The organism is Pseudomonas sp. 22072, assembly GCF_052046095.1.
Classification (GTDB): Bacteria; Pseudomonadota; Gammaproteobacteria; order Pseudomonadales; family Pseudomonadaceae; genus Aquipseudomonas; species Aquipseudomonas paracarnis.
This window is the reverse complement of sequence record NZ_JBQEQE010000002.1, coordinates 209857-234252: the sequence shown is the minus strand read 5'-3', so window position 1 is coordinate 234252 and position 24396 is coordinate 209857. Positions and strand designations below refer to the sequence as shown.

The following is a 24396-nucleotide window of genomic DNA, read 5'->3' as shown; positions in this document are numbered from 1 at the left end:
AGAGCCTTAAATGACCGACTATAAAGCCACGCTAAACCTTCCGGACACCGCCTTCCCAATGAAGGCCGGCCTGCCACAGCGCGAACCGCAGATCCTGCAGCGCTGGGACAGTATTGGCCTGTACGGAAAGTTGCGCGAAATTGGCAAGGATCGTCCGAAGTTCGTCCTGCACGACGGCCCTCCTTATGCCAACGGCACGATTCACATCGGTCACGCGCTGAACAAGATTCTCAAGGACATGATCCTGCGCTCCAAGACCCTGTCGGGCTTCGACGCGCCGTATGTCCCGGGTTGGGACTGCCACGGCCTGCCGATCGAGCACAAAGTCGAAGTGACTTATGGCAAGAACCTGGGCGCGGACAAGACCCGCGAACTGTGCCGTGCCTACGCCGCCGAGCAGATCGAAGGGCAGAAATCCGAATTCATCCGCCTGGGTGTACTGGGCGAGTGGGACAATCCCTACAAGACCATGAACTTCAAGAACGAGGCCGGTGAAATCCGCGCCTTGGCTGAAATCGTCAAGGGCGGTTTCGTGTTCAAGGGCCTCAAGCCCGTGAACTGGTGCTTCGACTGCGGTTCGGCCCTGGCCGAAGCGGAAGTGGAGTACGAAGACAAGAAGTCCTCGACCATCGACGTAGCCTTCCCGATCGCCGACGACGCCAAGCTGGCCGAGGCCTTTGGCCTGGCAAGCCTGAGCAAGCCAGCGGCCATCGTGATCTGGACCACCACCCCATGGACCATCCCGGCCAACCAGGCGCTGAACGTGCACCCGGAATTCACCTACGCCCTGGTGGACGTTGGTGATCGCCTGCTGGTGCTGGCCGAGGAAATGGTCGAGTCGTGCCTGGCGCGTTACGAGCTGCAAGGTTCGGTGATCGCTACCACCACGGGTTCCGCGCTGGAGCTGATCAACTTCCGTCACCCGTTCTATGACCGTCTGTCGCCGGTGTACCTGGCGGACTACGTGGAGCTGGGCGCCGGCACTGGCATCGTTCACTCTGCGCCCGCCTATGGCGTAGACGACTTCGTGACCTGCAAAGCCTATGGCATGGTCAACGACGACATTCTGAATCCAGTGCAAAGCAATGGCGTGTACGCGCCGTCCCTGGAGTTCTTCGGCGGCCAGTTCATCTTCAAGGCCAACCAGCCGATCATCGACAAGCTCTCGGAAGTCGGCGCGCTGTTGCACACCGAAACCATCAAGCACAGCTACATGCACTGCTGGCGCCACAAGACCCCGCTGATCTACCGCGCCACTGCGCAGTGGTTTATCGGTATGGACAAAGAGCCGACCAGCGGCGATACCCTGCGTAACCGCGCGATCAAGGCCATCGAAGACACCACGTTCGTTCCGGCCTGGGGCCAGGCGCGCCTGCATTCGATGATCGCCAATCGTCCGGACTGGTGCATCTCCCGCCAACGTAACTGGGGCGTGCCGATTCCGTTTTTCCTGAACAAGGAAAGCGGCGAGCTGCATCCTCGCACCGTCGAACTGATGGAGCTTGTGGCCCAGCGCGTTGAGCAGGAAGGTATCGAAGCCTGGTTCAAGCTGGACGCCGCCGAGCTGTTGGGCGATGAAGCGCCGCTGTACGACAAGATCAGCGACACCCTCGACGTGTGGTTCGATTCGGGCACCACTCACTGGCACGTGCTGCGTGGCTCGCATCCGATGGGTCACGAGGCCGGCCCGCGCGCCGACCTGTACCTGGAAGGTTCGGACCAACACCGTGGCTGGTTCCACTCGTCGCTGCTGACCGGTTGCGCCATCGACGACCACGCACCGTACCGCGAACTGCTGACCCACGGTTTCACCGTCGACGAGAACGGCCGCAAGATGTCCAAATCCCTGGGCAACGTGATTGCGCCGCAAAAGGTCAATGACACCCTGGGCGCCGACATCATGCGTCTGTGGGTGGCCTCGACTGACTATTCGGGTGAGATGGCTGTTTCGGAGCAGATCCTGCAACGCAGCGCCGACGCCTATCGTCGTATCCGCAATACCGCGCGCTTCATGCTGTCGAACCTGACCGGTTTCAACCCGGCCACCGACCTGCTGCCGGCCGAAGACATGCTCGCGCTGGACCGTTGGGCCGTGGACCGTACCCTGTTGCTGCAGCGTGAGTTGCAAGAGCACTACGGCGAATACCGCTTCTGGAATGTCTACTCCAAGATCCACAACTTCTGCGTGCAGGAGCTGGGCGGTTTCTACCTCGACATCATCAAGGACCGCCAGTACACCACCGGCGCCAACAGCAAAGCTCGCCGTTCGGCGCAGACCGCGCTGTACCACATCAGCGAAGCGCTGGTGCGCTGGATCGCACCGATCCTGGCGTTCACCGCCGACGAACTGTGGGAATACCTGCCGGGCGAGCGTAACGAGTCCGTCATGCTCAACACCTGGTACGAAGGCTTGACCGAACTGCCGGCCGACTTCGAACTGGGCCGCGAGTACTGGGCGGGCGTCATGGCCGTCAAGGTTGCGGTGAACAAGGAACTGGAAGTCCAGCGTGCGGCCAAGGCCGTGGGTGGCAACCTGCAAGCCGAAGTCACCCTGTTTGCCGAGGATGGCCTGACTGCTGACCTGGCCAAGCTGAGCAACGAACTGCGCTTCGTACTGATCACCTCCACCGCGAGCCTGGCACCTTTCGCCCAGGCCCCGGCAGATGCCGTGGTCACCGAGGTACCGGGCCTGAAGCTCAAGGTGGTGAAATCGGCCTTCCCTAAATGCGCCCGTTGCTGGCACTGCCGTGAAGATGTCGGTGTGAACCCTGAGCACCCGGAAATCTGCGGTCGTTGTGTCGATAACATCAGCGGTGAAGGCGAGGTTCGCCACTATGCCTAATGCAGCCAGTCGTTTCGGACGTCTGGGCTGGCTCGTACTGAGCCTGCTGGTGCTGGTTATTGACCAGGTCAGCAAGGCTCACTTCGAGGGCTCCCTGGAAATGTTCCAGCAAATCGTGGTGATTCCGGATTACTTCAGCTGGACCCTGGCCTACAACACTGGCGCCGCCTTCAGCTTCCTCGCTGACGGCGGCGGCTGGCAGCGCTGGCTGTTCGCGGTGATCGCCCTTGTGGTCAGTGCCGTGCTGGTGGTGTGGCTAAAGCGCCTGGGTCGCGACGACACCTGGCTGGCTATCGCGCTGGCCCTGGTGTTGGGCGGCGCGCTGGGTAACCTGTATGACCGCATCGCCCTGGGCCATGTGATCGACTTCATCCTGGTGCACTGGCAGAACCGCCACTACTTCCCTGCGTTCAACTTTGCCGACAGCGCCATCACCGTTGGTGCAATCATGCTGGCGCTGGATATGTTCAAGAGCAAGAAAACCGGAGAAACCGTCAATGACTGATCAGGTATTGGCTGAGCAACGCATCGGCCAGAACACGGAAGTCACTTTGCATTTCGCATTGCGCCTGGAGAATGGCGACACGGTAGACAGCACCTTCGACAAAGCCCCGGCGACCTTCAAGGTTGGTGACGGTAACCTGCTGCCTGGTTTTGAAGCGGCATTGTTCGGGTTCAAGGCGGGCGACAAGCGCAACCTGCAGATCCTGCCGGAAAACGCCTTCGGCCAACCCAACCCGCAAAACGTGCAGATCATCCCGCGTTCGCAGTTCGAGGGTATGGACCTGTCGGAAGGCTTGCTGGTGATCTTCAATGATGCGGCAAATACCGAATTGCCCGGTGTGGTTAAAGCCTTCGATGATGCGCAAGTGACCATCGACTTCAACCATCCGTTGGCCGGTAAAACCTTGACGTTTGATGTTGAAATCATCGACGTTAAAGCGCTCTAACTGACGAAACCGGTTCCTGTGGGGCTGGCTTGTGTGGGAGCTGGCTTGCCTGCGATAGCATCACCTCGGTGTACCTGATACATCGAGACGTTTGCATCGCGGGCAAGCCCGCTCACACAGACGCTTATTCTATAGAGCTGAGTTGATCCAATTTCTTGGCCTGCAAGGCACGAGGCACAGCATGCAAATCAAACTCGCCAACCCCCGTGGCTTCTGCGCTGGCGTGGACCGGGCGATCGAAATCGTCAACCGCGCCTTGGAAGTCTTCGGGCCGCCGATTTATGTGCGCCACGAAGTCGTGCATAACAAGTTCGTGGTCGAAGACCTGCGCGCACGCGGTGCGATCTTTGTCGAAGAACTCGACCAGGTACCCGACGACGTTATCGTCATCTTCAGTGCCCATGGCGTGTCCCAGGCCGTACGTACCGAAGCGGCCGGCCGTGGCCTAAAAGTGTTCGATGCCACTTGCCCGCTGGTAACCAAGGTGCACATCGAAGTGGCGCGTTATAGCCGCGACGGTCGCGAATGCATCCTGATCGGCCATGCCGGTCACCCGGAAGTCGAAGGCACCATGGGCCAGTACGACGCCAGCAACGGCGGCGCCATCTACCTGGTTGAAGACGAAAAAGACGTCGCCAACTTGCAGGTGCACAATCCCGACCGCCTGGCTTTCGTTACCCAGACCACCTTGTCCATGGACGATACCAGCCGCGTCATCGATGCCCTGCGCACGCGTTTCCCGGCCATTGGCGGCCCACGCAAGGATGACATCTGCTACGCCACGCAAAACCGTCAGGATGCGGTCAAGCAACTGGCGAATGAGTGTGATGTTGTGCTGGTGGTCGGCAGCCCTAACAGTTCCAACTCCAACCGCTTGCGTGAGCTGGCCGAACGCATGGCCACGCCGGCGTACTTGATCGACGGTGCCGAAGACATGCAGCGCAGCTGGTTCGATGGCGTTGAGCGTATCGGCATCACGGCGGGTGCCTCCGCTCCGGAAGTGCTGGTGCGCGGTGTGATCCAACAGTTGCAAGCCTGGGGTGCTACCGGCGCCGATGAGCTGGCGGGTCGTGAAGAAAACATCACGTTCTCGATGCCCAAGGAACTGCGGGTCCGCTCGTTGCTCTGACGGCCAGGGTGCTGGAATAGCCTCGGCATAATGCCTGTTCGGTCTTGTCATTGCGCAGGCTGACGCGCCCGCTGGGGGCCAGCACGATCTGATACAGGCTTTGTGCCTGGTCCTTGCCACACACATGCACGGTGCCGGCACGAAATCCCCCGCCGGCGAACACTGGCTCCCCCAGGCCGCTGAAGCGCACCTGGCTCGTAACCGGGCCATTACCGGCGACCGGCACGCGCCCATTGCTCTCGCGCTCCAGCAATACCGGATTGTCGTCATCCAGGTGGCCGCGCCCACTCACATCCAGTATCACGCGCCATCCCAGGCTCCAGTCCTCGTCCTTTGCATGAATGACCACCGCCCGGTTACGCGCGATGGCCTCGGTGCGTGCGTAGCGCAGCCCGGAGGCAAGTGCTTGGGCCGCGCTTTGTCGTTGCTGCGATTCAAGCAAACCCTTGAAACCGGGTACGGCCAGTTGCGCGAGAAAACTGGTGACGATCAGCCCCAGCAACATCTCAATCAGGGTGAAACCTTGTTGTTTCATGTGCGTTCCCTCCTTGGGCACGAGTAGGTTTTCTAGGTATAGCGCTTGGTCGTTGGCGCTGGATGATGGCCTTTATGTCCAAAGTATTTCCCTTTGTTCCGGGAGCAGCGCCGCTCGAAAACCGACGCTAGTCTTGGGTCGCACAGCAGGTCTTGCCTGCTTTTTTTCACCGGCCTTCGACATGGATGACGACGCAAATGCCAGCCTGCCAGAACCGATTCCTGCGCGTTGCGCACTCGCGCCAATCCGGCATGACGCTGGTCGAGGTGCTGGTAGCGCTGTTGATTTTGGCGATCGGCCTGATGGGCGCTGCGGTGCTGCAACTCAACGCGCTCAAGTACACCAACAGCGCCAGGATGACCAGCCAAGCCAGTTTTATTGCCTATGACATGCTCGACCGCATTCGCACCAATGCTGGCGCCGATTACACATGGGGCAGGGCGGAGCTGGCGCCGCCCAACACTGCCACCGCCAGCGTGCGTGACCTCGACCTGCACGATTTCGAGGCCAATATCACGGGTTTTGCCGGCGAGGATGCCAAAGGTTCAGTGGTGGTGAACGGGCAAGAGGTCACCATCAGCATCAGTTGGGCGGATGCCCGAGCAGCAAACCGCCCAGGGGCGCGGGAAACCTTCACCCTGACCAGTCGAATCAGTAATGAACAGGGAGTGTCGCAATGAAGCGTCTTGGGCGAGGTTTCAGTCTGGTGGAAGTGTTGCTGGCGCTTGCCATCGGGTTGATCTTGATACTGGGGGCGAGCCAGATACTGATCAGTTCGCGGTTGACCCATGCCAGCCAGCAGGCCGCCATGCTGCTGCAGGATGATGCGCGGTTTGTGCTGAGCAAGATCACCCAGGATATTCGCCAGGCAGGCATGCTGGGGTGTTTGGCCGTGGCCGCTATCGACAATGCTCCGGCTGCCTTTGATCGGCCGATAAGCTGGGAAGCGGCGGGGAGTGCGAAGTCACTGACGCTGGTGACCGCGAATGTCGCCGATGGCGTCGGCAAGACTGACTGGACAGTGTTGTCCGACTGCAAGGAGGCGGCCAGGGCTTATGCAGGCACACCACCCGGAGCCGAATCCGGCCAACTTCGCTTTGGCATACGCCAACTTACCTACACCTACGAATCGGGTCAGTTGAAGATCAGTACCCCGGCAGCACCGGCCAAGGCAGTATTGATGGATAACGTGCGGGCATTCGACGTCAGCTTCGGCATGGCGGCCACCTCGGTATCGACAGTTGTGGTGCGCTATGACAGCCATCCGGCCGATGAGTCGCTGATACGCAGCGTGCGCATTCTCATGACCCTTCAAGATCCCGCTGGGCGGGTGAAGGACCAGACCTACAGTGTCGTGGCGGCACTGCGAAATCGGCTGGGGTAGGGGCAATGACCATGCAGGGCGGTATCCAAATGCGGCAGGCCGGGACGGTGCTGCTGATCAGTCTGGTGTTCCTGTTGGTGCTGTCGCAGGTGGGGCTGTCCTCGATACAGGCTGCGGTCTCCCAGCAAAAAGTCGCGAGCAGCCTCTGGCATCGCAATCAATCGTTTCAATCTGCCGAAAGCGGCCTGAGGTTGGGGGAATCGGCCGTGCAAAAGGTTGGCCAGGCGATGCCTGTCTGCCACTCGATCACCCGTTGTGCGCCGCCTGCTGAAGCGTTTTCCTTGACGGCGGCCGGGACGAACCCTGTCTCGGCGATCACCTGGCTTGCCTTGAAGAATGGGTTTTATGGCATTCAATCCCTCGGCGAGGGTAAAGGGCTGGCTCATTTGCCGTCCCATTCCCTGGCCACGCTTTTTCGAGTCACTTCGGTCGGTCTCGCGGGGCAATCGCGCACGGTGCTGGAGACGGTCTATGCCCGTGTAGAGGAGGGCGGCCGCGTCAGGTTTCGACGGGTCTTATGGCGGCAACTTCAATAAGGAGCAATCGGATGGGCAAGGAGAGCCAGGGTTTTACCCTGATTGAGTTACTGATCGTCGTGGCGATCATCGCGTTGCTGGCCGGGATTGCGTATCCCGGGTACCTCAGCCAGGTGAAGAAGGCGTATCGGGCGCAGATCGTCGCGTTGTTGAGCGAACAGGCCCAGCAACTGGAGCGTTCTTATACGAGGAATGGCACTTTTATTGATGCAGGCGACGTCAGCGCGGGCAATGATCATTATAGAATCAGTGCCGTCCTCAACCCTCAGGATTTTGACCTGCTCGCCACACCCGCTGCGGACTCGGTCATGGCGAACGACGAGTGCGCAGCATTCAGCTTGACCAGCACCGGTATGCGCGGCAACCCGGGAGCAGGGCCTGAAATGTCGCCCAAGGTCTGCTGGGGGCAAGGATGAGCGTACTTGAAGCGTGGGCGCCGGGCGCGCCTTTCCCTGTTTATCGGCTGGATCAAATGATGGCTAAGCAACAGCAAGTAGTGATTGTCGGCGGCGGAGTAATCGGTCTGTTGACGGCGTACAACCTCGCCAGTGAGGGCCAGGCGGTCACGCTGCTGGAGCGCGGTGGGCTTGGGCAAGAGGCTTCCTGGGCGGGCGGTGGGATTGTCTCGCCGTTGTACCCGTGGCGCTATAGCCAGGCGGTCACTGCCTTGGCCCATTGGTCCCAGGATTTTTACCCTCAACTGGCGCAACGGCTATTTGCTGCTACCGGCGTCGATCCGGAGGTACATACCACGGGTTTGTATTGGCTCGACCTGGATGACGAAGCGCAAGCACTGGCCTGGGCTGCCCGTGAAGGGCGACCGTTGAGCAAGGTGGATGTATCGGCGGCCCATGACGCGGTGCCGGTGCTGGGGGGTGGCTACTCCCAGGCGATCTACATGGCCAACGTGGCCAATATTCGCAACCCGCGCCTGGTCAAATCATTGAAGGCGGCGCTGCTGGCGTTGCCGAACGTGACGATTCGCGAGCAATGCGATGTGTCGGGCTTTGTACTCGGCGGCGGCAGGGTGGTGGGTGTGAATACCGCTACGGGCCACGTTTTGGGGGATCACGTGGTGCTCGCGGCCGGCGCCTGGAGCGGGCAACTGCTGGATACGCTGGGCTTGGGGCTACCCGTGGAGCCGGTTAAAGGCCAGATGATCCTGTACAAATGCGCGTCCGATTTTTTATCCAGCATGGTCCTGGCCAAGGGGCGTTATGCGATCCCGCGGCGGGATGGGCACATCCTGATCGGCAGCACGTTGGAGTATGAGGGATTCGACAAGACGCCGACCGACACCGCGCTTGAAAGCCTCAAGGCATCTGCGCAGGAACTGATTCCCGCCTTGACGGACGCCGAAGTGGTCGGGCATTGGGCCGGTTTGCGGCCTGGCTCACCCGAAGGTATACCGTTTATCGGTGAGGTCCCTGGCTTCAGGGGGCTGTGGCTCAATTGTGGGCATTACCGCAATGGTCTGGTACTCGCACCGGCATCTTGCCAGTTGTTCACCGATTTGCTGCTGGCGCGGGCTCCGATCATCGATCCAGCGCCTTACGCCCCCGCAGGTCGCCTCAACGCTGGATAGACTTTGGCCCTTGTTCCAGGTGCGCCTGGGTGCAGTACCATTCCTGACGTGAGCTCAGTGCGCGGTCCTGCGGCAGGTGCACGCCACAGTGAGCGCAACGCACCATCAGGGCTGCATCCGGCTCGGCAGGCCGTTGCTGACGGGAGGCAGGGTTTTTGAATTTGCGCCAGAACCATACCGCGGCAGCAATGACGGCAATCCAGAACAGTAGACGAAGCATGATGGGCAGTTTCTCGCAAAGGAATGCGCCAGTTTAGCCAAGGTGGTCACGGGCGCACAGGGCAATAAATACTGGCTCATAAAAAAGGGAGCTCCTTCAGAGCTCCCTTTTGCGTTGCGTCGAACAATCAGTCGAACACACCGAAGGTCATGTAGCTGAACCACGAACGGTCCTGGTTGTCGCCCAGGGCTTGCGGCTCTTCTTCTTCGATCACATCGCCGTTCTCGTCGTGCGGCTTGAGCTCCGAAGGAATGGCGTCCTTGGCGTCCTGGTACTGCTTGATCACGTCCTGGTTGGCGCGGGTTTCACCCGGCGGCAGCGGTGGACGGGACTCGATCAGGCCCAGGGTGTACTTGCTCAGCCACGAACGGTTGTCCGCTTCGTCAACCTGAGGCACGAACTGGCCGTCTTTCAGGCTAGGGTGGTCAGGGTAGTTGAGCTTCAGGGTTTCCAGGCTGGTAGTCGCGAGGGTGTCCAGGTGCAGACGCTGGTAAGCCTCGGTCATCACGGCCAGGCCGTCACCCACGGACGGGGTTTCCTGGAAGTTTTCCACCACGTAGCGGCCACGGTTGGCTGCGGCCACATAAGCCTGACGGGTCAGGTAGTAGTGGGCCACGTGGATCTCGTACGAAGCCAGCAGGTTGCGCAGGTAGATCATGCGCTGCTTGGCGTCCGGCGCATAGCGGCTGTTGGGGTAGCGGCTGGTCAGCTGGGCGAACTCGTTATAGGAGTCGCGGGCAGCACCCGGGTCGCGCTTGGTCATGTCCAGCGGCAGGAAGCGCGCCAGCAGGCCAACATCCTGGTCGAACGAGGTCAGGCCCTTCATGTAGTAGGCGTAGTCCACGTTCGGGTGCTGCGGGTGCAGGCGGATGAAACGCTCGGCAGCGGATTTGGCAGCTTCCGGCTCGGCGTTCTTGTAGTTGGCGTAGATCAGCTCAAGCTGGGCCTGGTCGGCATAGCGGCCGAACGGGTAACGCGACTCCAATGCCTTCAGCTTCGCTGTGGCGCTGGTGAAGCTATTATTGTCCAAGTCTGTCTGAGCTTGCTGGTACAGCTCGACTTCGCTCAGGTTTTCGTCGACGACGTCCTTTGTTGACGAGCAAGCAGCAGTCATGGCGAGGATGGCGATCAGCAGCAGGTGTTTCACTTGCATGGCGGCTTGCGTCCCTATGACGGCCGCTGTCTTGGGCGGGGCCGTCCTGTTATGATGAGCGCCCCGTTGAAAGCCTCGGGGCAAAAGACGCCGTATTTAACCACAAGCGCGCAGCCGAAACCAAAGGCTACGCCACGCCTAGTCTGAGCATGTCCGATAAAATTGAACTTCGCGCAGAGGTGCCGTCCGAATTGGGCGGCCAACGCCTCGATCAAGTCGCCGCACAATTATTCGCTGAGCACTCGCGCTCGCGCCTTTCCGCCTGGATCAAAGACGGCCGCCTGACTGTGGATGGAGCGGTTATCCGCCCGCGAGACATAGTCCATGGCGGTGCGATTCTTGAGCTGACTGCCGAGCAGGAAGCCCAGGGAGAATGGGTTGCCCAGGACATCGAGCTGGATATCGTCTATGAAGACGACGACATCCTGGTCATCAACAAACCCGCGGGCCTGGTGGTTCACCCGGCCGCCGGGCACGCTGATGGCACCTTGCTCAATGCCCTGTTGCACCACGTGCCGGACATCATCAATGTGCCGCGCTGCGGCATCGTGCACCGTCTGGACAAGGACACCACCGGCCTTATGGTGGTAGCCAAGACCATTCAGGCGCAGACGCAACTGGTTACGCAATTGCAGAGCCGTAGCGTCAGCCGCATCTATGAGTGCATTGTGATCGGCGTCGTTGTGGCCGGTGGCAAAATCAACGCGCCCATTGGTCGTCACGGCCAGCAGCGCCAGCGTATGGCGGTGATGGAGGGCGGCAAGCAGGCCGTCAGCCACTACCGTGTGCTGGAGCGTTTCCGCTCCCACACCCATGTGCGGGTCAAGCTGGAAACCGGGCGTACCCACCAGATTCGCGTGCACATGGCGCACATCAACTTTCCGTTGGTCGGCGACCCAGCCTACGGTGGCCGCTTCCGTATTCCGCCGGCGGCCAGCCAGACCATGGTTGAGTCGCTCAAGACGTTCCCGCGCCAGGCACTGCATGCACGCTTCCTGGAACTGGATCATCCGACGAGCGGTAAGCGCATGAGCTGGGAATCGCCACTTCCAGACGATCTGGTCTGGCTGCTTTCGCTGCTCAAGCAGGATCGCGAGGCGTTTGTCGGATGAATGACTGGCTGATACCTGACTGGCCCGCGCCGGCTCGGGTAAAAGCCTGCGTCACCACCCGTGCGGGCGGCGTCAGCCTGGCGCCGTTCGACAGCCTCAACCTGGGCGATCATGTCGAGGACAGCCTTGAGGCCGTCCTTGAAAATCGCCGTCGCCTGAGTGACGCCTTCGATATCCAGCCTGCCTGGTTGCGTCAAGTCCATGGCACTCAGGTGGTTGAGGCCGATCCGGGCCGTACTGTCGAGGCAGACGGCAGTTGGACCAGCACCGCTGGCATCGCCTGCACATCCATGACCGCCGATTGCCTGCCTGCGCTGTTCTGTAATCGAGCGGGCACCCGCGTTGCTGCAGCCCATGCCGGTTGGCGTGGCTTGGCCGCTGGGGTGCTGGAGGCCGCGTTCGAAAGCCTGGATAGCGCTCCCGCAGACGTTCTGGTCTGGCTCGGCCCTGCCATTGGCCCGCAAGCCTTCGAAGTTGGCCCGGAGGTGCGTGAAGTGTTCATGCAGCAACTGCCGGCCACCGCTGAAGCATTTGTTCCCAGCCACAACGCTGGCAAGTTCATGGCCGACATCTACCAGCTGGCGCGTCTGCGTCTGGGAGTGCGCGGTGTTTCCGCTGTGTATGGTGGCGGTTTGTGCACTGTGACCGACCCGCGTTTCTTTTCTTATCGCCGCAGCCCGCGTACGGGCCGATTCGCCTCCCTTATCTGGCTTGAACGCTAGACTGTCCTGACCTGTATCAACCGTCCGCCGCTTGAAACGCCCAGAATCCACCCCATCTATAAGGGTATCTGGCAGGTTTCTTCATTCAGGATGTGTTTGTTCATAGCTCCGGCCTGCTCAAAAGGAAGGTGACTAATGCGTATTGATCGTTTAACCAGCAAATTACAGTTGGCCTTGTCCGACTCTCAATCCTTGGCGGTGGGCCTCGACCACCCGGCCATTGAGCCTGCGCACTTGATGCAGGCACTCCTGGAACAGCAAGGTGGTTCTATCAAACCCTTGCTGATGCAGGTGGGCTTTGACGTTAACAGTCTGCGCAAGGAGTTGAGCAAAGAGCTCGACCAACTGCCGAAAATCCAGAATCCCACCGGTGACGTGAATATGTCCCAGGATCTGGCGCGCCTGCTCAACCAGGCCGACCGCCTGGCCCAGCAGAAAGGTGACCAGTTCATCTCCAGCGAACTGGTGCTGCTCGCCGCCATGGACGACAACAGCAAGCTCGGCAAATTGTTGCTGGGCCAGGGCGTGAGCAAGAAAGCCCTGGAAAACGCCATCAACAACCTGCGTGGCGGCGAGGCGGTGAACGACCCTAACCATGAGGAGTCGCGCCAGGCCTTGGACAAATACACCGTAGACCTGACCAAGCGTGCCGAAGAAGGCAAGCTGGACCCGGTGATCGGCCGTGACGACGAGATTCGTCGCACCATCCAGGTGTTGCAACGTCGCACCAAGAACAACCCGGTGTTGATCGGTGAACCTGGCGTGGGTAAAACCGCGATTGCCGAGGGCCTGGCCCAGCGCATCATTAATGGTGAAGTGCCAGACGGCCTCAAAGGCAAGCGCCTGCTGTCTCTGGATATGGGCTCGCTGATTGCCGGTGCCAAGTTCCGGGGTGAGTTCGAAGAGCGCCTCAAATCCTTGCTTAACGAATTGTCGAAGCAGGAAGGGCAGATCATTCTGTTTATCGACGAATTGCACACCATGGTCGGTGCCGGTAAAGGCGAAGGCTCCATGGACGCCGGCAATATGCTCAAGCCTGCCTTGGCGCGGGGTGAGTTGCACTGCGTCGGTGCAACTACGCTTAACGAATACCGTCAGTACATCGAAAAGGACGCAGCCCTTGAGCGTCGCTTCCAGAAAGTTCTGGTGGAAGAACCCAGCGAAGAAGACACCATCGCGATCCTGCGTGGCCTGAAAGAGCGCTATGAGGTCCACCATAAGGTGGCGATCACCGACGGTGCGATCATTGCGGCGGCCAAGTTGAGCCATCGCTATATCACTGATCGTCAGTTGCCGGACAAGGCTATCGACCTGATCGACGAAGCGGCCAGCCGCATCCGTATGGAGATCGATTCCAAGCCGGAAGTGCTTGATCGCCTGGATCGGCGCCTGATTCAACTGAAAGTCGAATCCCAGGCGTTGAAGAAAGAAGAAGACGAAGCGGCCAAGAAGCGTCTGGAAAAACTCCAGGAAGAAATTGTTCGCCTGGAACGCGAGTATTCGGACCTCGAAGAAATCTGGACCTCGGAAAAAGCCGAAGTACAGGGTTCGGCGCAGATCCAGCAAAAGATCGAGCAGTCCCGTCAGGAACTGGAAGCGGCGCGCCGTAAAGGCGACCTGAACCGCATGGCCGAGTTGCAGTACGGGGTGATCCCGGACCTGGAGCGCAGCCTGCAGATGGTCGATCAGCACGGCAAGCCTGAGAACCAGTTGCTGCGCAGCAAGGTGACCGAGGAAGAAATTGCCGAAGTGGTCTCCAAGTGGACCGGTATTCCTGTGTCGAAGATGCTCGAAGGCGAGCGCGACAAGTTGCTGAAGATGGAAAGCCTGTTGCATCAGCGCGTCATCGGCCAGGAAGAGGCAGTGGTGGCGGTGTCCAACGCGGTACGGCGTTCCCGGGCAGGTTTGTCCGACCCGAACCGTCCAAGCGGCTCGTTCATGTTCCTCGGCCCAACCGGTGTGGGTAAGACCGAGTTGTGCAAGGCCCTGGCCGAGTTCCTCTTTGATACTGAAGAGGCCATGGTGCGGATCGATATGTCCGAATTCATGGAGAAACACTCGGTGGCTCGCCTTATCGGTGCACCGCCAGGCTATGTAGGCTATGAAGAGGGCGGTTATCTGACCGAAGCCGTGCGGCGCAAGCCTTACTCGGTGATCCTGCTGGATGAGGTCGAGAAGGCGCACCCGGATGTGTTCAACATCTTGCTGCAGGTGCTGGAGGATGGTCGCTTGACGGACAGCCACGGGCGTACGGTGGACTTCCGCAATACGGTGATCGTGATGACTTCCAACCTGGGCTCGGCACAGATCCAGGAATTGGTGGGTGATCGTGAAGCTCAGCGTGCGGCGGTGATGGACGCGTTGACCACGCACTTCCGTCCGGAATTCATCAACCGGGTCGATGAAGTGGTGATCTTCGAGCCTCTGGCGCGGGATCAGATCGCGGGCATCACCGAGATCCAGTTGGGCCGCCTGCGTAGCCGTCTGGCTGAGCGCGAGCTGGACCTTGAGCTGAGCGGCGAAGCGTTGGACAAGCTGATCGCGGTCGGTTACGACCCGGTGTATGGCGCACGGCCACTCAAACGTGCGATCCAGCGCTGGATCGAGAACCCACTGGCGCAGCTGATTCTGTCGGGCAGCTTTATGCCTGGCACCCGCGTCACGGCGACGGTGAAAGACGACGAAATCGTCTTCCATTAAGCCCTGCGCTTGGCGCAACCATAGAAGGCCCCGCATTGCGGGGCCTTTTTTTTCGATAGGGCGTTGAACTGTAAGGCAAAGGCTTGTAAAGTGCGCCCCGCAGCAACGTCAGCCCACGGGTTTCTTCTCCCCAAGAAGAAATCAGAAAGAAGCGCAAATCATTGTCTTAAAAGCAATTTAAAGGGTTGACAGGGGTTTTTAAGATTGTAGAATAGCGCGCCTCAGAGACGCTAACGTAGCGATACGGACAGGGTCGAAGAGGAAGCAACACAGCAGTAACTTTGAAATATGTAGTTCCGTGATAGCTCAGTCGGTAGAGCAAATGACTGTTAATCATTGGGTCCCAGGTTCGAGTCCTGGTCACGGAGCCAATTTCAAACCGGGGTATAGCGCAGTCCGGTAGCGCGCCTGCTTTGGGAGCAGGATGTCGGGAGTTCGAATCCCCCTACCCCGACCATATTTGGGTCGTTAGCTCAGTTGGTAGAGCAGTTGGCTTTTAACCAATTGGTCGTAGGTTCGAATCCCACACGACCCACCATTTTTGAGACCAGTTAACGCTGGAATCGAATCTTAAGATCAGAGGCCAAAAGCGCTGATCGAAGAAGGCGACTGAAAGGTCGCCTTTTTATTACCGGGGTATAGCGCAGTCCGGTAGCGCGCCTGCTTTGGGAGCAGGATGTCGGGAGTTCGAATCCCCCTACCCCGACCATATTAAAAATCCTCGTATCGAAAGATACGGGGATTTTTTTTGTGCTCGCAAATTCTGAATTCACCGCAAAATAAAGTGGGAGCGGCGGTGCGACGATTCGACTTGCTCGCGAATGCGGTGGTTCAGTCACAGATGTACTGACTGACACGGCGCATTCGCGAGCAAGCCCGCTCCCACTTTTGCCAGGCCTCCTTCGAGACCAGGTTGTTAATGCAATTTAAGGCGTGGCTCGGTGCCGCGGCCGATCTTGCTGCCCAGCATCAGCATCGCCGTGCGGAAGAACCCATACAGCGCCATCTGGTGCATGCGGTACAGCGACACGTAGAACATCCGCGCCAGCCAGCCTTCCAGCATCACACTGCCCGTCAAATTGCCCATCAGGTTACCCACCGCGGAAAAGCGCGACAGCGAGATCAGCGAGCCGTAGTCGGTGTACGTGTAGGTCGGCAGCTCCTTGCCTTCGATTCGTAGCTTCAGCGACTTGGCGAGCAATGAGGCCTGTTGATGAGCCGCTTGGGCACGTGGCGGCACATTGCGGTCGGTGCCCGGTTGCGGGCAGGCGGCGCAATCACCAAAGGCGAAGATATTTTCGTCGCGGGTGGTTTGCAGAGTTTGCAGGACTTGCAGTTGGTTGATGCGGTTGGTTTCCAGACCGTCGATGTCCTTGAGGAAACCGGGTGCGCGGATACCGGCCGCCCAGACCTTGAGGCTGGCCGGAATCACCTGGCCGCTGCTGGTGATCAAGGCATCGGCAGTTACTTCACTGACCGCCGAGTTGGTCAGTACCGTCACCCCTAGTTTTTCCAGGGTCTTGTGCACTGGCCCACCGATCCGCTCCGGCAGTGCAGGCAATACCCGCGGGCCGGCTTCGATCAGAGTGATGTGCATGTTTTCCGGCTTGATACGATCCAGGCCATAGGCGGCCAGTTCATGGGCGGCGTTATGCAGCTCGGCGGCCAGCTCGACCCCGGTGGCACCGGCACCCACGATGGCGACGCTGATCTGTTCAACGGCGTCGGTTTGCCCGGCATGGGCGCGCAGGTAGTGGTTGAGCAGTTGTTGATGGAAGCGCTCGGCCTGCTTGCGGGTATCGAGGAACAGGCAGTGTTGCGCTGCGCCCTCAGTGCCGAAGTCGTTGGTAGTGCTGCCTACCGCAATCACCAGGCTGTCATAGCCCAGCACGCGGGCAGGCACCAGTTCGCGGCCTTCTTCGTCGAGGGTGGCGGCCAGCTGGATTTTCTTCTGCTCACGATCAAGCCCGCTCATACGGCCCAGCTGGAACTCGAAGTGGTTCCATTTGGCTTGGGCGACATAGTTGAGTTCGTCTTCCGAGGAATTCAGCGAGCCGGCAGCGACTTCGTGCAGTAACGGCTTCCAGATGTGGGTCAGGTTGGTGTCGACCAGCGTGATGCTGGCCTTGCCACGCTTGCCCAGAGTCTTACCCAGGCGGGTAGCCAACTCCAGGCCGCCGGCACCGCCGCCGACGATAATAATACGATGGGTCATGGGGATATCTCGCAAGGCTAAAAGAAATCGGAGCAGTTACCCTCGCGAGCGCCATGCGGCTCATAGCGTCAGGTAACTCAATAGGCGGCTCAGCGCACCGAGCCCGATTACCACGACCAGCACCACGCAGAGGAGCAGCCACGGCCGGAAAGGCTTGCGCTCGACTCTGTGCTGGGAAAGTCGCAGGTACTCTTCGACACGCTCTTGGTCATCGGGTTTCAGGCGGCTGGTCATAAAGGCCTCGTCAGGTAGACGTTGCAAAGGGGCGCCACGTTACAGCCAGGGGCATCAAAGGCTGATGCCGACATCAAACACTATGCTGCGGCCCAGGTTGTTGCGCAAGAAGTCCGGTGCGTCCGGGTGCGCGAACAACACCCGGGCGAAGGTTGGACCCACCAGTGACAGCGAGCGCCAGCCCTGGCGCAGGTATTCGGTCGGCGGCGGAAAATGGCTGTTGAGGTCCAGTACTTCGCGCTTGAGGCTGGTAAACGCAATGAGGTCCAACTCCCCCAGGTCCATCCCGCGCTCTTTATAGTTGTGGGCTTTTTTACGCAGTGTGGGGGCCAGGCGCAGCAGGAATTCATGGGCGGGGATTCGCCGTGGCTTGGCTTCGCGCCGTACCAGTTGACTCAAGGAGAAAGCACTGCGCCTGCGCAGCAACTCATCGCGCCACTCGTCATTCAGGCGGCGGCCCTCATCCAACACAAAAAAGACCTCGAAGCTGGCGTCGCGAAACAACACGTCGGGCGGCTCCTGGCCCGCTGCGTGGAATTCTTCGACACGGTAGGGCACATTCAAGCCTTGCAACAGGCGTTGGCAGACCCAACGCTCACGCTCCCACTTGCGGGCATTGGACAGAAACGCATTGGCTTGTTCGGCTGCTACGGTGAGCAGGCGCAAATAATCTGAGTCATCCATAGTCGCAGCTTAGCGTTCAAATGATGACCACAGGAAGTCTTGCCTTAAAACCCGGGTGTAGAATGCTTGCGTGAAACAGGCCCAGGGACGAGGTGTGTGATGAGGTTTTTGGTAAAGGCAGAGCATCCGTGATCAGTGCAGCGGTTCTGGCACCCCAGACTCTCGGCTTCGGCTGGCTGGTATATGCGCCCGTGGTGATGTGGGCGACTCTGCGCTCGCCATGGGTGGAGCTGTTTGCCGACCGTCGGCGCCAGCATTTGCTGTTCGGTACGGTGTTCGCGCTGTTCATGCTGTGGCTGGTGCGACGGGATTTCGATACCGGCGTGTCCTACCACTTTATCGGCATGACCGCCGTGACCTTGCTGCTGGATTGGCCGCTGGCAATCGTCGGAGGCTTTGCCGCCCAGCTTGGCTTGATATTGCTGGGGCGCCAGGACCTGGCCGCGCTTGGCATCAATGGCCTGCTGCTGATCGTGCTGCCAGTGCTGGTCACCGAAGGGTGCGCGCTGCTGGTAGAGCGGGCGCAGCCGAGAAACCCCTTTGTGTATATCTTCTGTTCGGGCTTTTTTGCTGCCGCACTGTCGGCATTGCTGTGCCTGTTGGCCGGCCTGGGCCTGTTGTGGTTGGACGGTCTTTTTGCGATGCCTGAGTGGTTAGAAGATTTTGTCGGTTACCTATGGCTGATCATCTTTCCCGAAGCCTTCATCAACGGCATGGTCATCAGCGCGCTGGTGGTGTTTTGCCCGGAATGGCTGGAGACGTTCAACCGTACCCGCTACCTCTCGGCGCCGTGGAAGGACGACGATTCGCGGCGTTGATCCAGGTCAAATGCCAGGCAGCGGCGCGGGTCCATGCTCTGCAAAATTTTCAGGAGCACGGATCATGAGTGTGTACGAGTGGGCACGGCAGGAGTTGCGCAGAAGCCAGGATGCAGCGCAGGAAATCGGTTTTGACCCCGGCTTGACCTTGCGCGCCATGCTCAGTGCGGTGGTGCAGCAAAGCAAGGGGGTACGCAGTTTTGAAGACCTGGCCGACGAGTTGCAATACCTTGCAGAAAACCTCGACGACCAGCAGGAATATGCCTTTATGCGGCCTTAGTGGCGCGGCGGCAGGTCTTCGGAAAACAGTTCATCTTCGGCGTCAGGGGCCACGGGAATCTTGTGTTCTTCAGCGGCCCAGGCGCCCAGGTCGATAAGCTTGCAACGGTCCGAGCAGAACGGTCGGTTGAGGTTGGTCGCTTTCCATTCCACGGGTGCACCGCAGGTTGGGCAGTCGACGGTCAAGGGTTGGCTCATGATCGGCCTCCACGCAAAGTAAGGTAAAAGTGGTGCAGTCGCTCGACCTCGCCGTGCAGCCAGGCGAGGTCCTTATCGTTGACCAGCACGTCATCGGCATGGTTCAGGCGGTCTTCGCGGCTGGACTGGGCCTTGAGAATCGCCTGCACCTGTTGTTCGCTGATGCCGTCGCGCTGCAGGGTACGCTGAATCTGCAGCGATTGCGGCACGTCGATCACCAGGATGCGCTGGGTCATGCTGTACTGTCCGGACTCGATCAGCAGCGGCGACACCAGGATCGCGTAGGGCGATCGGGCGCGTGCCAGGTGGCTGCGAATTTCCTCGGCGATCAGCGGGTGCAGCAAGGCTTCCAGCCACAGACGCTCTTGTGGGATCTCAAAGATCAGTTTGCGCAGCGCGGCACGGTCCAGCTGGCCGTCGGGTTGCAGCACGCTGGCGCCGAAATGTTCGGCGATGCGTGCCAGGGCAGGGCGGCCAGGCTCGACCACCCAGCGCGCGGCATGATCGGCATCCACCAGGTCGATGCCCAGCTTGATAAAGTGCTCGGCCGCAGCGCTTTTGCCGCTGCCAATGCCGCCCGTGAGTCCAAGAATCCAGGGTGTTGCAACAGAAGTGGTCATCTGAAACCGACAGACTGCAAATAGAAGTCGGTTATTTGACCACCCCAGAGCAATGCAATCCAGCCGGCAATTGCCAGGCAGGGGCCAAACGGCATTGGCGCTGACACCTGGGCCTTACGCAAACGCAGCAGGATCAGCCCGGCAAATACGCCCAGCAGCGAGGCCATCAGCAGGGTCATCGGCAGAATCTGCCAGCCGCCCCAGGCTCCCAGCAAGGCCAATAACTTGAAGTCGCCATGGCCCATGCCGTCTTTGCCGGTGGCCAGCTTGAACAGCCAGAACAGGCACCACAAGCTCATGTAGCCGATGACCGCGCCCCACACTGCATCGGGCAGTGGCGTCAGCAGGTCAGCACTGTTGAGGATCAGCCCCAGCCATAGCAGCGGCAGCACCAGCACATCCGGCAGCAGTTGGTGGTCCAGATCAATCAGGCTCATGCCCAGCAAGCCCCAACTCAACAGCATCACCGCGCCGGCTTGCCAGCCGAAGCCGAAGTGCCAGGCGACAGCGGTTGAGATCAGCGCGCACGCGAGTTCGGTGAGGGGGTAACGCAGGCCGATAGGGTCGCGGCAGTGGGCACAACGCCCGCGGAGCAGCAGGTAGCTGAGCACCGGGATATTTTCCCAAGGCCGAATCGGTTGATTGCAGTGCGGGCAGCAGGAGTTCGGGTGCATCAGGTTATAGGCCGGCCCACCGGGCTCGGCTGGCAAGTCGAGAATCTCATGGGCCTGGGCACGCCATTCCCGCTCGAGCATTTTGGGCAGGCGCCACGCCAGCACATTGAGGAAGCTGCCGACGATCAGGCCCAACACCAGCGCCAGGCCAACAAACGCCCAGGGATGTTCGCTCAGCAGCAGGCTCAAAACGCCGTCCCCAATTGAAACACCGGCAGGTACATGGCGACTACCAGCGCGCCGACAATCCCCCCCAATACGACCATGATCAGCGGCTCCATCAGGCTGGTGAGGTTGTCGACCAAGGTATCCACGTCTGACTCGTAGTGGTTCGCGACTTTTTCCAGCATGCGGTCCAGGGTGCCGGACTCCTCCCCGATTGCGGTCATCTGGATCGCCATGCCTGGGAACAGGCCGCTGTTATGCATCGATTGATTCAACTGCATGCCTGTGGATACATCGTGGCGCATACGTTCGATTGCCTGTTTGAAGGGGCCATTGCCGACGGCGCCGGCCACCGAACCCAATGCCTGTACCAGAGGGACGCCCGCCGCAAAGGTGGTGGAAAGTGTGCGAGCGTAGCGAGCAACCGCAGATTTGTGCAGCAGTTTGCCTGCCACGGGCACTTTCAACAAACCCGCCGCCAACCAATGGCGAAAGCCCGGGTAAGTTCGATAGGCGTGATGCCCAGCGACCATTATGGCGCCCACGCCCAGCCCCAGCATCCACCACGCCTGCTGCAGCAGTTCCGAGAGCGCAATGACCGCCAGGGTAAACCCCGGCAATTGGCCGTTGACCCCGGCGAACAGGTTCTGGAACTGCGGCACAACGTGAATCAACAGCACTGTGCTCACCCCTGTGGCAATTACCAGTACCGCGACAGGGTAGGTCATGGCTTTCTTGATCCTGGTTTTGAGCCGTTGGCTTTTTTCCAGATGAATCGCCACGCGCTCGAGCAAGGTTTCCAGGGCGCCGGCTATTTCGCCAGCTGCTACCAGATTGCAATACAACTCATCGAAGTAGCGGGGATATTGACGCAGGGCAGTGGCCAAGGGGTGGCCGCTGGCAATGTGCTGTTTCAACGCCTTCACCAGTTCGCGCAGCTGTAGGTTTTCGACGCCTTCGCTGATGATGTCGAAGGCTTGCAGCAGCGGGATGCCGGCTTTGAGCAAGGTGGCTAACTGGCGGGTGAACAGGGCAATATCTGCGGGCGTTATTCGCGTCTTGAAGATGTGTAAACCGTAAGATTTCTTGCGCACACGCTCAGGGCAGATCCCTTGCTGGCGCAGTTGTACCTTGATCAGCGCAAGGTTATGCCCGGCGATTTGCCCGGAAACCCGGCGGCCTTTGCGGTTGATGCCTTCCCAGGCATAGATTGTCGACGTGTCGTTCATGTGAGGTTGGCGCACCCAGGTCGTGAAGAATTTATAGCTTAGTCAGGTGGCGAATTCGGGCAGGCTGGCGCTGGGCGATAAAATGTCAGATTGTGCGTCTTGCAGGCGAACGGCTGCGTGGGGATGAGTACACTGGCGCCGTTGCACACTACGGGGCGCAGGATGCGCCTTGTCATGGTTCTATTCTGGAGAGTGAAAGAGATGCGTCAAAAAGGTTTTACCTTGATCGAATTATTGATCGTCGTGGCAATCATCGGCATTTTGGCCACCATCGGTCTGCCCATGTACACCAAGCACCAGGCCAAGGCCAAGTTCACGGCGGGGTTGGCTGAAATCAGCGCGCTAAAGGCCGGCTACGAGGACGCCATCAACCAGGGCACCGTGCCAACCCTGGCCCTCATCGGTGGCGCCAGCCCTACCGCCAACTGCGTGATCGAAGCGACAGGCGATGTGGCCTCGGGCGCAGGCTCCATCCGTTGTGAAATCTTGGACGCGCCCGCGCCCGTGCTCGGCAAGACCATCACCTTGACCCGCAGCGCCACCACCGGCTGGAGCTGTGCCACCACGGTAGAGCCGCAGTACGCTGCCAAGGGCTGCGGCGCCAACGGCGCGTGACAGTCGCCGGGCGGTGAGCGAGTTGGTTGCTGCATGCCCAATGCAGTGCTAGCTTTAGCCCACCGCCCGTGTAGCTCAGCCGGTAGAGCAGCGCACTCGTAACGCGAAGGTCGCAGGTTCGATTCCTGTCTCGGGCACCACAGGCACCACTGTTTCAACGGCAATGTTTTCAGATGATCCCAGAATGGTTCTGAAGGCCAGGTGAGCCGGGCATTTGCCCCCGCTCTTTTGTATCTGCGCAACCTTGAAGACCCAGATGCATTCCCATTCCTCGATCTAAGAGAACGACATGACCACGACTGAGATGACCCAGGAAGCACGGCACGAACAAGCGCTCAAGCATTACCTTGAAGCGACGCCGCAGCTTAAAGAAGAGATCAAGGACCTGAGTGCCGACGATCAGCGCGACCAGATTCAGTGGGCATTCGAAGATGAGGCCGAGAGTCAGGGCTACCAGCCTTGGGAGTTGACCCTCAAGTACACCTCGACGCCGGAAGAGTTCGAAGCCGCGCGGTTGGCCTTGCACAAAGAGGCGGCCGAGGTGCTGGGTGTCGATTGGGACGAGTACTGCGAGATGAATAATCTGGTGGTCTAGGCACGGCGGGCTTGTTGTGGCGAGGGAGCTTGCTCCCGCTGGGCTGCGAAGCAGCCCCAAATTAAGTGATCGAAATACATCAGGTGTACGTCGATGAACGGTTTGGGAGCGCTGCGCACTCCAGCGGGAGCAAGCTCCCTCGCCACAATCGCCCGGCCCTGCATGGTTTCTCAGATGCTCAGGCGCATCGACAGATCCACCGCCTTCACATCCTTGGTCATCGCGCCGATGGAGATGTAGTCCACGCCGGTTTCAGCGATAGGCAGCAAGGTGGTTTCATTGATCCCGCCGCTGGCTTCCAGTTTGGCCTTGCCTGCGTTCAGGCACACGGCTTCGCGCATGTCTTCCAGGCTCAGTTCATCCAGCATGATGATGTCGGCACCCGCCGCCAGGGCCTCGCGTAATTCCTCCAGGCTTTCCACTTCGATTTCCACCGGCTTGCCCGGGGCGATCTTGTGGGCGGCGGTGATCGCTTGGGCAATACCACCGCAGGCGGCGATGTGGTTTTCCTTGATCAGGAACGCGTCATACAGCCCGATACGGTGGTTGTGGCAACCGCCGCAGGTCACCGCATATTTCTGCGCTAAACGCAGGCCGGGCAATGTCTTGCGGGTGTCCAGCAGCTTGACCTGGGTGCTGGCGACAAAGTCCGCCAAAAATTGCGCACGGGTGGCAACCCCTGACAGCAATTGCAGAAAATTCAACGCGCTACGTTCACCACTGAGCAGCGAGCGGGCCGGGCCCTCAAGGTGGAACAACGCCTGGTTGGGGCTCACTCGTTCACCATCAGCCACCTGCCAGTGCACAGCGACCCGTGGGTCCAGTTGACGAAACACCGCATCCACCCACGCCGTGCCGGCGATAACAGCCGCCTCACGGGTAATGATCGTGGCCTTGGCCAGCCGTTCGGCCGGGATCAACTGCGCGGTGATGTCGCCACTGCCGATGTCTTCCAGCAGTGCGCGGCGCACGTTGGCTTCGATTTCGGCGGTGAGGTCGGCAAGACGGAGGTTCGGCATAACAGGCTCCACAAACAAAGTGCCTCGATTATAGGGCCAGCGTGCGTTCTAACCCAGGCTCGCCACTCATTTACCGCACAAAGTCAGAGTGTGCTGGCGCAACTGCCCTCGTTTGCAAGATAATCTCGCGCCTTGCAATTGGCGTCATAGCTTTGACGTCCTGGAGGTGATCGGGTGTTTGCA

General features: G+C 59.8%; 27 protein-coding genes and 5 tRNA genes. 21 read left to right on the top strand and 11 right to left on the bottom strand.

Annotation, left to right across the window (positions count from 1 at the left end; translation table 11 throughout):
* The first annotated feature begins 10 nt into the window (after positions 1-10).
* From ileS to ispH, 4 genes are all read left to right on the top strand, one after another.
* Positions 11-2842 (top strand): isoleucine--tRNA ligase, encoded by a 2832-nt coding sequence (gene ileS / locus ACTJLA_RS03175; protein ID WP_034128059.1) that lies wholly within the window; start codon positions 11-13, stop codon positions 2840-2842.
* The gene (gene lspA / locus ACTJLA_RS03170; RefSeq protein ID WP_034128058.1) at positions 2835-3347 is read left to right on the top strand and encodes a signal peptidase II; all 513 of its coding nucleotides are present in this window, start codon (positions 2835-2837) and stop codon (positions 3345-3347) included. The genes ileS and lspA overlap by 8 nt, the downstream gene beginning before the upstream one ends.
* 7 nt (positions 3348-3354) lie before the next feature.
* Positions 3355-3792: an FKBP-type peptidyl-prolyl cis-trans isomerase gene (locus ACTJLA_RS03165; RefSeq protein WP_169855857.1), complete on the top strand. Its 438-nt coding sequence runs from the start codon at positions 3355-3357 to the stop codon at positions 3790-3792.
* A 181-nt stretch (positions 3793-3973) separates the two neighbouring features.
* Complete coding sequence (gene ispH / locus ACTJLA_RS03160) at positions 3974-4921, top strand: 4-hydroxy-3-methylbut-2-enyl diphosphate reductase (protein WP_032893637.1); 948 nt, start codon at positions 3974-3976, stop codon at positions 4919-4921.
* Here ispH and ACTJLA_RS03155 read toward each other — a convergent pair.
* Positions 4875-5456 carry a GspH/FimT family pseudopilin gene (locus ACTJLA_RS03155; RefSeq protein WP_054896883.1) on the bottom strand — a complete coding sequence of 194 codons (582 nt, stop codon included), beginning with the start codon at positions 5454-5456 and terminating at the stop codon, positions 4875-4877. The genes ispH and ACTJLA_RS03155 overlap by 47 nt on opposite strands.
* A gap of 197 nt (positions 5457-5653) precedes the next feature.
* Between ACTJLA_RS03155 and pilV the strand changes: the two genes are divergently transcribed.
* Genes pilV through thiO form a run of 5 tightly spaced genes read left to right on the top strand, consistent with a single transcriptional unit; the run spans position 5654 to position 8961 of the window.
* Positions 5654-6136, top strand: a complete 483-nt coding sequence (gene pilV, locus ACTJLA_RS03150) for a type IV pilus modification protein PilV (RefSeq protein WP_034128056.1) — start codon at positions 5654-5656, stop codon at positions 6134-6136.
* Positions 6133-6840: a PilW family protein gene (locus ACTJLA_RS03145; RefSeq protein ID WP_314550863.1), complete on the top strand. Its 708-nt coding sequence runs from the start codon at positions 6133-6135 to the stop codon at positions 6838-6840. Before pilV ends, ACTJLA_RS03145 begins: the two co-directional genes overlap by 4 nt.
* A gap of 5 nt (positions 6841-6845) precedes the next feature.
* The gene (locus ACTJLA_RS03140; RefSeq protein ID WP_057977372.1) at positions 6846-7376 is read left to right on the top strand and encodes a pilus assembly PilX family protein; all 531 of its coding nucleotides are present in this window, start codon (positions 6846-6848) and stop codon (positions 7374-7376) included.
* Positions 7377-7387: 11 nt separating this feature from the next.
* A complete protein-coding gene (locus ACTJLA_RS03135; RefSeq protein ID WP_034128053.1) occupies positions 7388-7792 on the top strand; it encodes a type IV pilin protein in 405 nt (134 codons plus the stop codon).
* 59 nt (positions 7793-7851) lie between these two features.
* On the top strand, positions 7852-8961 hold the full coding sequence (thiO, locus tag ACTJLA_RS03130) for a glycine oxidase ThiO (RefSeq protein WP_054896886.1): 1110 nt from the start codon (positions 7852-7854) through the stop codon (positions 8959-8961).
* On the opposite strand, the gene ACTJLA_RS03125 is transcribed toward thiO, so the two are convergent.
* Entirely contained in the window at positions 8948-9181 is a 234-nt protein-coding gene (locus tag ACTJLA_RS03125) for a PP0621 family protein (RefSeq protein WP_034128051.1), read from the bottom strand. The genes thiO and ACTJLA_RS03125 overlap by 14 nt on opposite strands.
* A 127-nt stretch (positions 9182-9308) precedes the next feature.
* The gene (locus tag ACTJLA_RS03120; protein ID WP_034128050.1) at positions 9309-10334 is read right to left on the bottom strand and encodes an outer membrane protein assembly factor BamD; all 1026 of its coding nucleotides are present in this window, start codon (positions 10332-10334) and stop codon (positions 9309-9311) included.
* Positions 10335-10483: 149 nt separating this feature from the next.
* On the opposite strand from ACTJLA_RS03120, the gene rluD reads away from it, so the two are divergent.
* From rluD to ACTJLA_RS03085, 7 genes are all read left to right on the top strand, one after another.
* The gene (rluD, locus tag ACTJLA_RS03115; protein WP_003188422.1) at positions 10484-11446 is read left to right on the top strand and encodes a 23S rRNA pseudouridine(1911/1915/1917) synthase RluD; all 963 of its coding nucleotides are present in this window, start codon (positions 10484-10486) and stop codon (positions 11444-11446) included.
* A complete protein-coding gene (pgeF, locus tag ACTJLA_RS03110) occupies positions 11443-12168 on the top strand; it encodes a peptidoglycan editing factor PgeF (RefSeq protein WP_034128049.1) in 726 nt (241 codons plus the stop codon). Before rluD ends, pgeF begins: the two co-directional genes overlap by 4 nt.
* Before the next feature lie 135 nt (positions 12169-12303).
* Positions 12304-14868, top strand: a complete 2565-nt coding sequence (clpB, locus tag ACTJLA_RS03105; protein WP_003188426.1) for an ATP-dependent chaperone ClpB — start codon at positions 12304-12306, stop codon at positions 14866-14868.
* A 295-nt stretch (positions 14869-15163) separates the two neighbouring features.
* Positions 15164-15239, top strand: a tRNA-Asn gene (locus ACTJLA_RS03100).
* A 9-nt stretch (positions 15240-15248) separates the two neighbouring features.
* Positions 15249-15325, top strand: a tRNA-Pro gene (locus ACTJLA_RS03095).
* A gap of 5 nt (positions 15326-15330) precedes the next feature.
* Positions 15331-15406: transfer RNA gene (locus tag ACTJLA_RS03090), tRNA-Lys, on the top strand.
* A gap of 94 nt (positions 15407-15500) precedes the next feature.
* A tRNA-Pro gene (locus ACTJLA_RS03085) sits at positions 15501-15577 on the top strand.
* A gap of 207 nt (positions 15578-15784) precedes the next feature.
* Here the strand turns inward: ACTJLA_RS03085 and ACTJLA_RS03080 are convergent.
* From ACTJLA_RS03080 to ACTJLA_RS03070, 3 genes are read right to left on the bottom strand one after another with little or no spacing between them, the layout of a single operon-like run.
* Positions 15785-17083 (bottom strand): NAD(P)/FAD-dependent oxidoreductase, encoded by a 1299-nt coding sequence (locus ACTJLA_RS03080; protein ID WP_032903990.1) that lies wholly within the window; start codon positions 17081-17083, stop codon positions 15785-15787.
* Positions 17084-17143: 60 nt separating this feature from the next.
* Positions 17144-17317 carry a DUF3094 family protein gene (locus tag ACTJLA_RS03075; RefSeq protein WP_034126248.1) on the bottom strand — a complete coding sequence of 58 codons (174 nt, stop codon included), beginning with the start codon at positions 17315-17317 and terminating at the stop codon, positions 17144-17146.
* 54 nt (positions 17318-17371) lie between these two features.
* Complete coding sequence (locus ACTJLA_RS03070) at positions 17372-18001, bottom strand: DUF1780 domain-containing protein (protein WP_003188431.1); 630 nt, start codon at positions 17999-18001, stop codon at positions 17372-17374.
* A 128-nt stretch (positions 18002-18129) separates the two neighbouring features.
* Here ACTJLA_RS03070 and ACTJLA_RS03065 point away from each other — a divergent pair, with 128 nt between their 5' ends.
* Both ACTJLA_RS03065 and ACTJLA_RS03060 read left to right on the top strand, forming a co-directional pair.
* Positions 18130-18819 (top strand): energy-coupling factor ABC transporter permease, encoded by a 690-nt coding sequence (locus ACTJLA_RS03065; RefSeq protein WP_314547615.1) that lies wholly within the window; start codon positions 18130-18132, stop codon positions 18817-18819.
* Between the two features lie 64 nt (positions 18820-18883).
* A complete protein-coding gene (locus tag ACTJLA_RS03060; RefSeq protein WP_003171680.1) occupies positions 18884-19099 on the top strand; it encodes a hypothetical protein in 216 nt (71 codons plus the stop codon).
* Here ACTJLA_RS03060 and yacG read toward each other — a convergent pair.
* From yacG to ACTJLA_RS03040, 4 genes are read right to left on the bottom strand one after another with little or no spacing between them, the layout of a single operon-like run.
* Positions 19096-19296 (bottom strand): DNA gyrase inhibitor YacG, encoded by a 201-nt coding sequence (gene yacG, locus ACTJLA_RS03055; protein WP_003188437.1) that lies wholly within the window; start codon positions 19294-19296, stop codon positions 19096-19098. The two genes, ACTJLA_RS03060 and yacG, sit on opposite strands and share 4 nt — an antisense overlap.
* A complete protein-coding gene (gene coaE / locus ACTJLA_RS03050) occupies positions 19293-19916 on the bottom strand; it encodes a dephospho-CoA kinase (protein WP_054896889.1) in 624 nt (207 codons plus the stop codon). The genes yacG and coaE overlap by 4 nt, the downstream gene beginning before the upstream one ends.
* Positions 19913-20779 carry a prepilin peptidase gene (locus ACTJLA_RS03045; RefSeq protein ID WP_057976746.1) on the bottom strand — a complete coding sequence of 289 codons (867 nt, stop codon included), beginning with the start codon at positions 20777-20779 and terminating at the stop codon, positions 19913-19915. The genes coaE and ACTJLA_RS03045 overlap by 4 nt, the downstream gene beginning before the upstream one ends.
* A complete protein-coding gene (locus ACTJLA_RS03040; RefSeq protein ID WP_314547617.1) occupies positions 20776-21984 on the bottom strand; it encodes a type II secretion system F family protein in 1209 nt (402 codons plus the stop codon). The genes ACTJLA_RS03045 and ACTJLA_RS03040 overlap by 4 nt, the downstream gene beginning before the upstream one ends.
* A gap of 201 nt (positions 21985-22185) precedes the next feature.
* Here ACTJLA_RS03040 and ACTJLA_RS03035 point away from each other — a divergent pair, with 201 nt between their 5' ends.
* The 3 genes from ACTJLA_RS03035 (at position 22186) to ACTJLA_RS03025 (ending at position 23194) form a co-directional block, all read left to right on the top strand.
* Complete coding sequence (locus ACTJLA_RS03035; protein ID WP_054919391.1) at positions 22186-22599, top strand: pilin; 414 nt, start codon at positions 22186-22188, stop codon at positions 22597-22599.
* A gap of 64 nt (positions 22600-22663) precedes the next feature.
* Positions 22664-22739 (top strand) — tRNA-Thr (locus ACTJLA_RS03030).
* A 149-nt stretch (positions 22740-22888) separates the two neighbouring features.
* The gene (locus ACTJLA_RS03025) at positions 22889-23194 is read left to right on the top strand and encodes a DUF6388 family protein (RefSeq protein WP_034126255.1); all 306 of its coding nucleotides are present in this window, start codon (positions 22889-22891) and stop codon (positions 23192-23194) included.
* Positions 23195-23364: 170 nt separating this feature from the next.
* Here ACTJLA_RS03025 and nadC read toward each other — a convergent pair whose 3' ends face one another.
* Positions 23365-24213: a carboxylating nicotinate-nucleotide diphosphorylase gene (gene nadC, locus ACTJLA_RS03020; RefSeq protein ID WP_089041392.1), complete on the bottom strand. Its 849-nt coding sequence runs from the start codon at positions 24211-24213 to the stop codon at positions 23365-23367.
* Between the last annotated feature and the right edge of the window lie 183 nt (positions 24214-24396).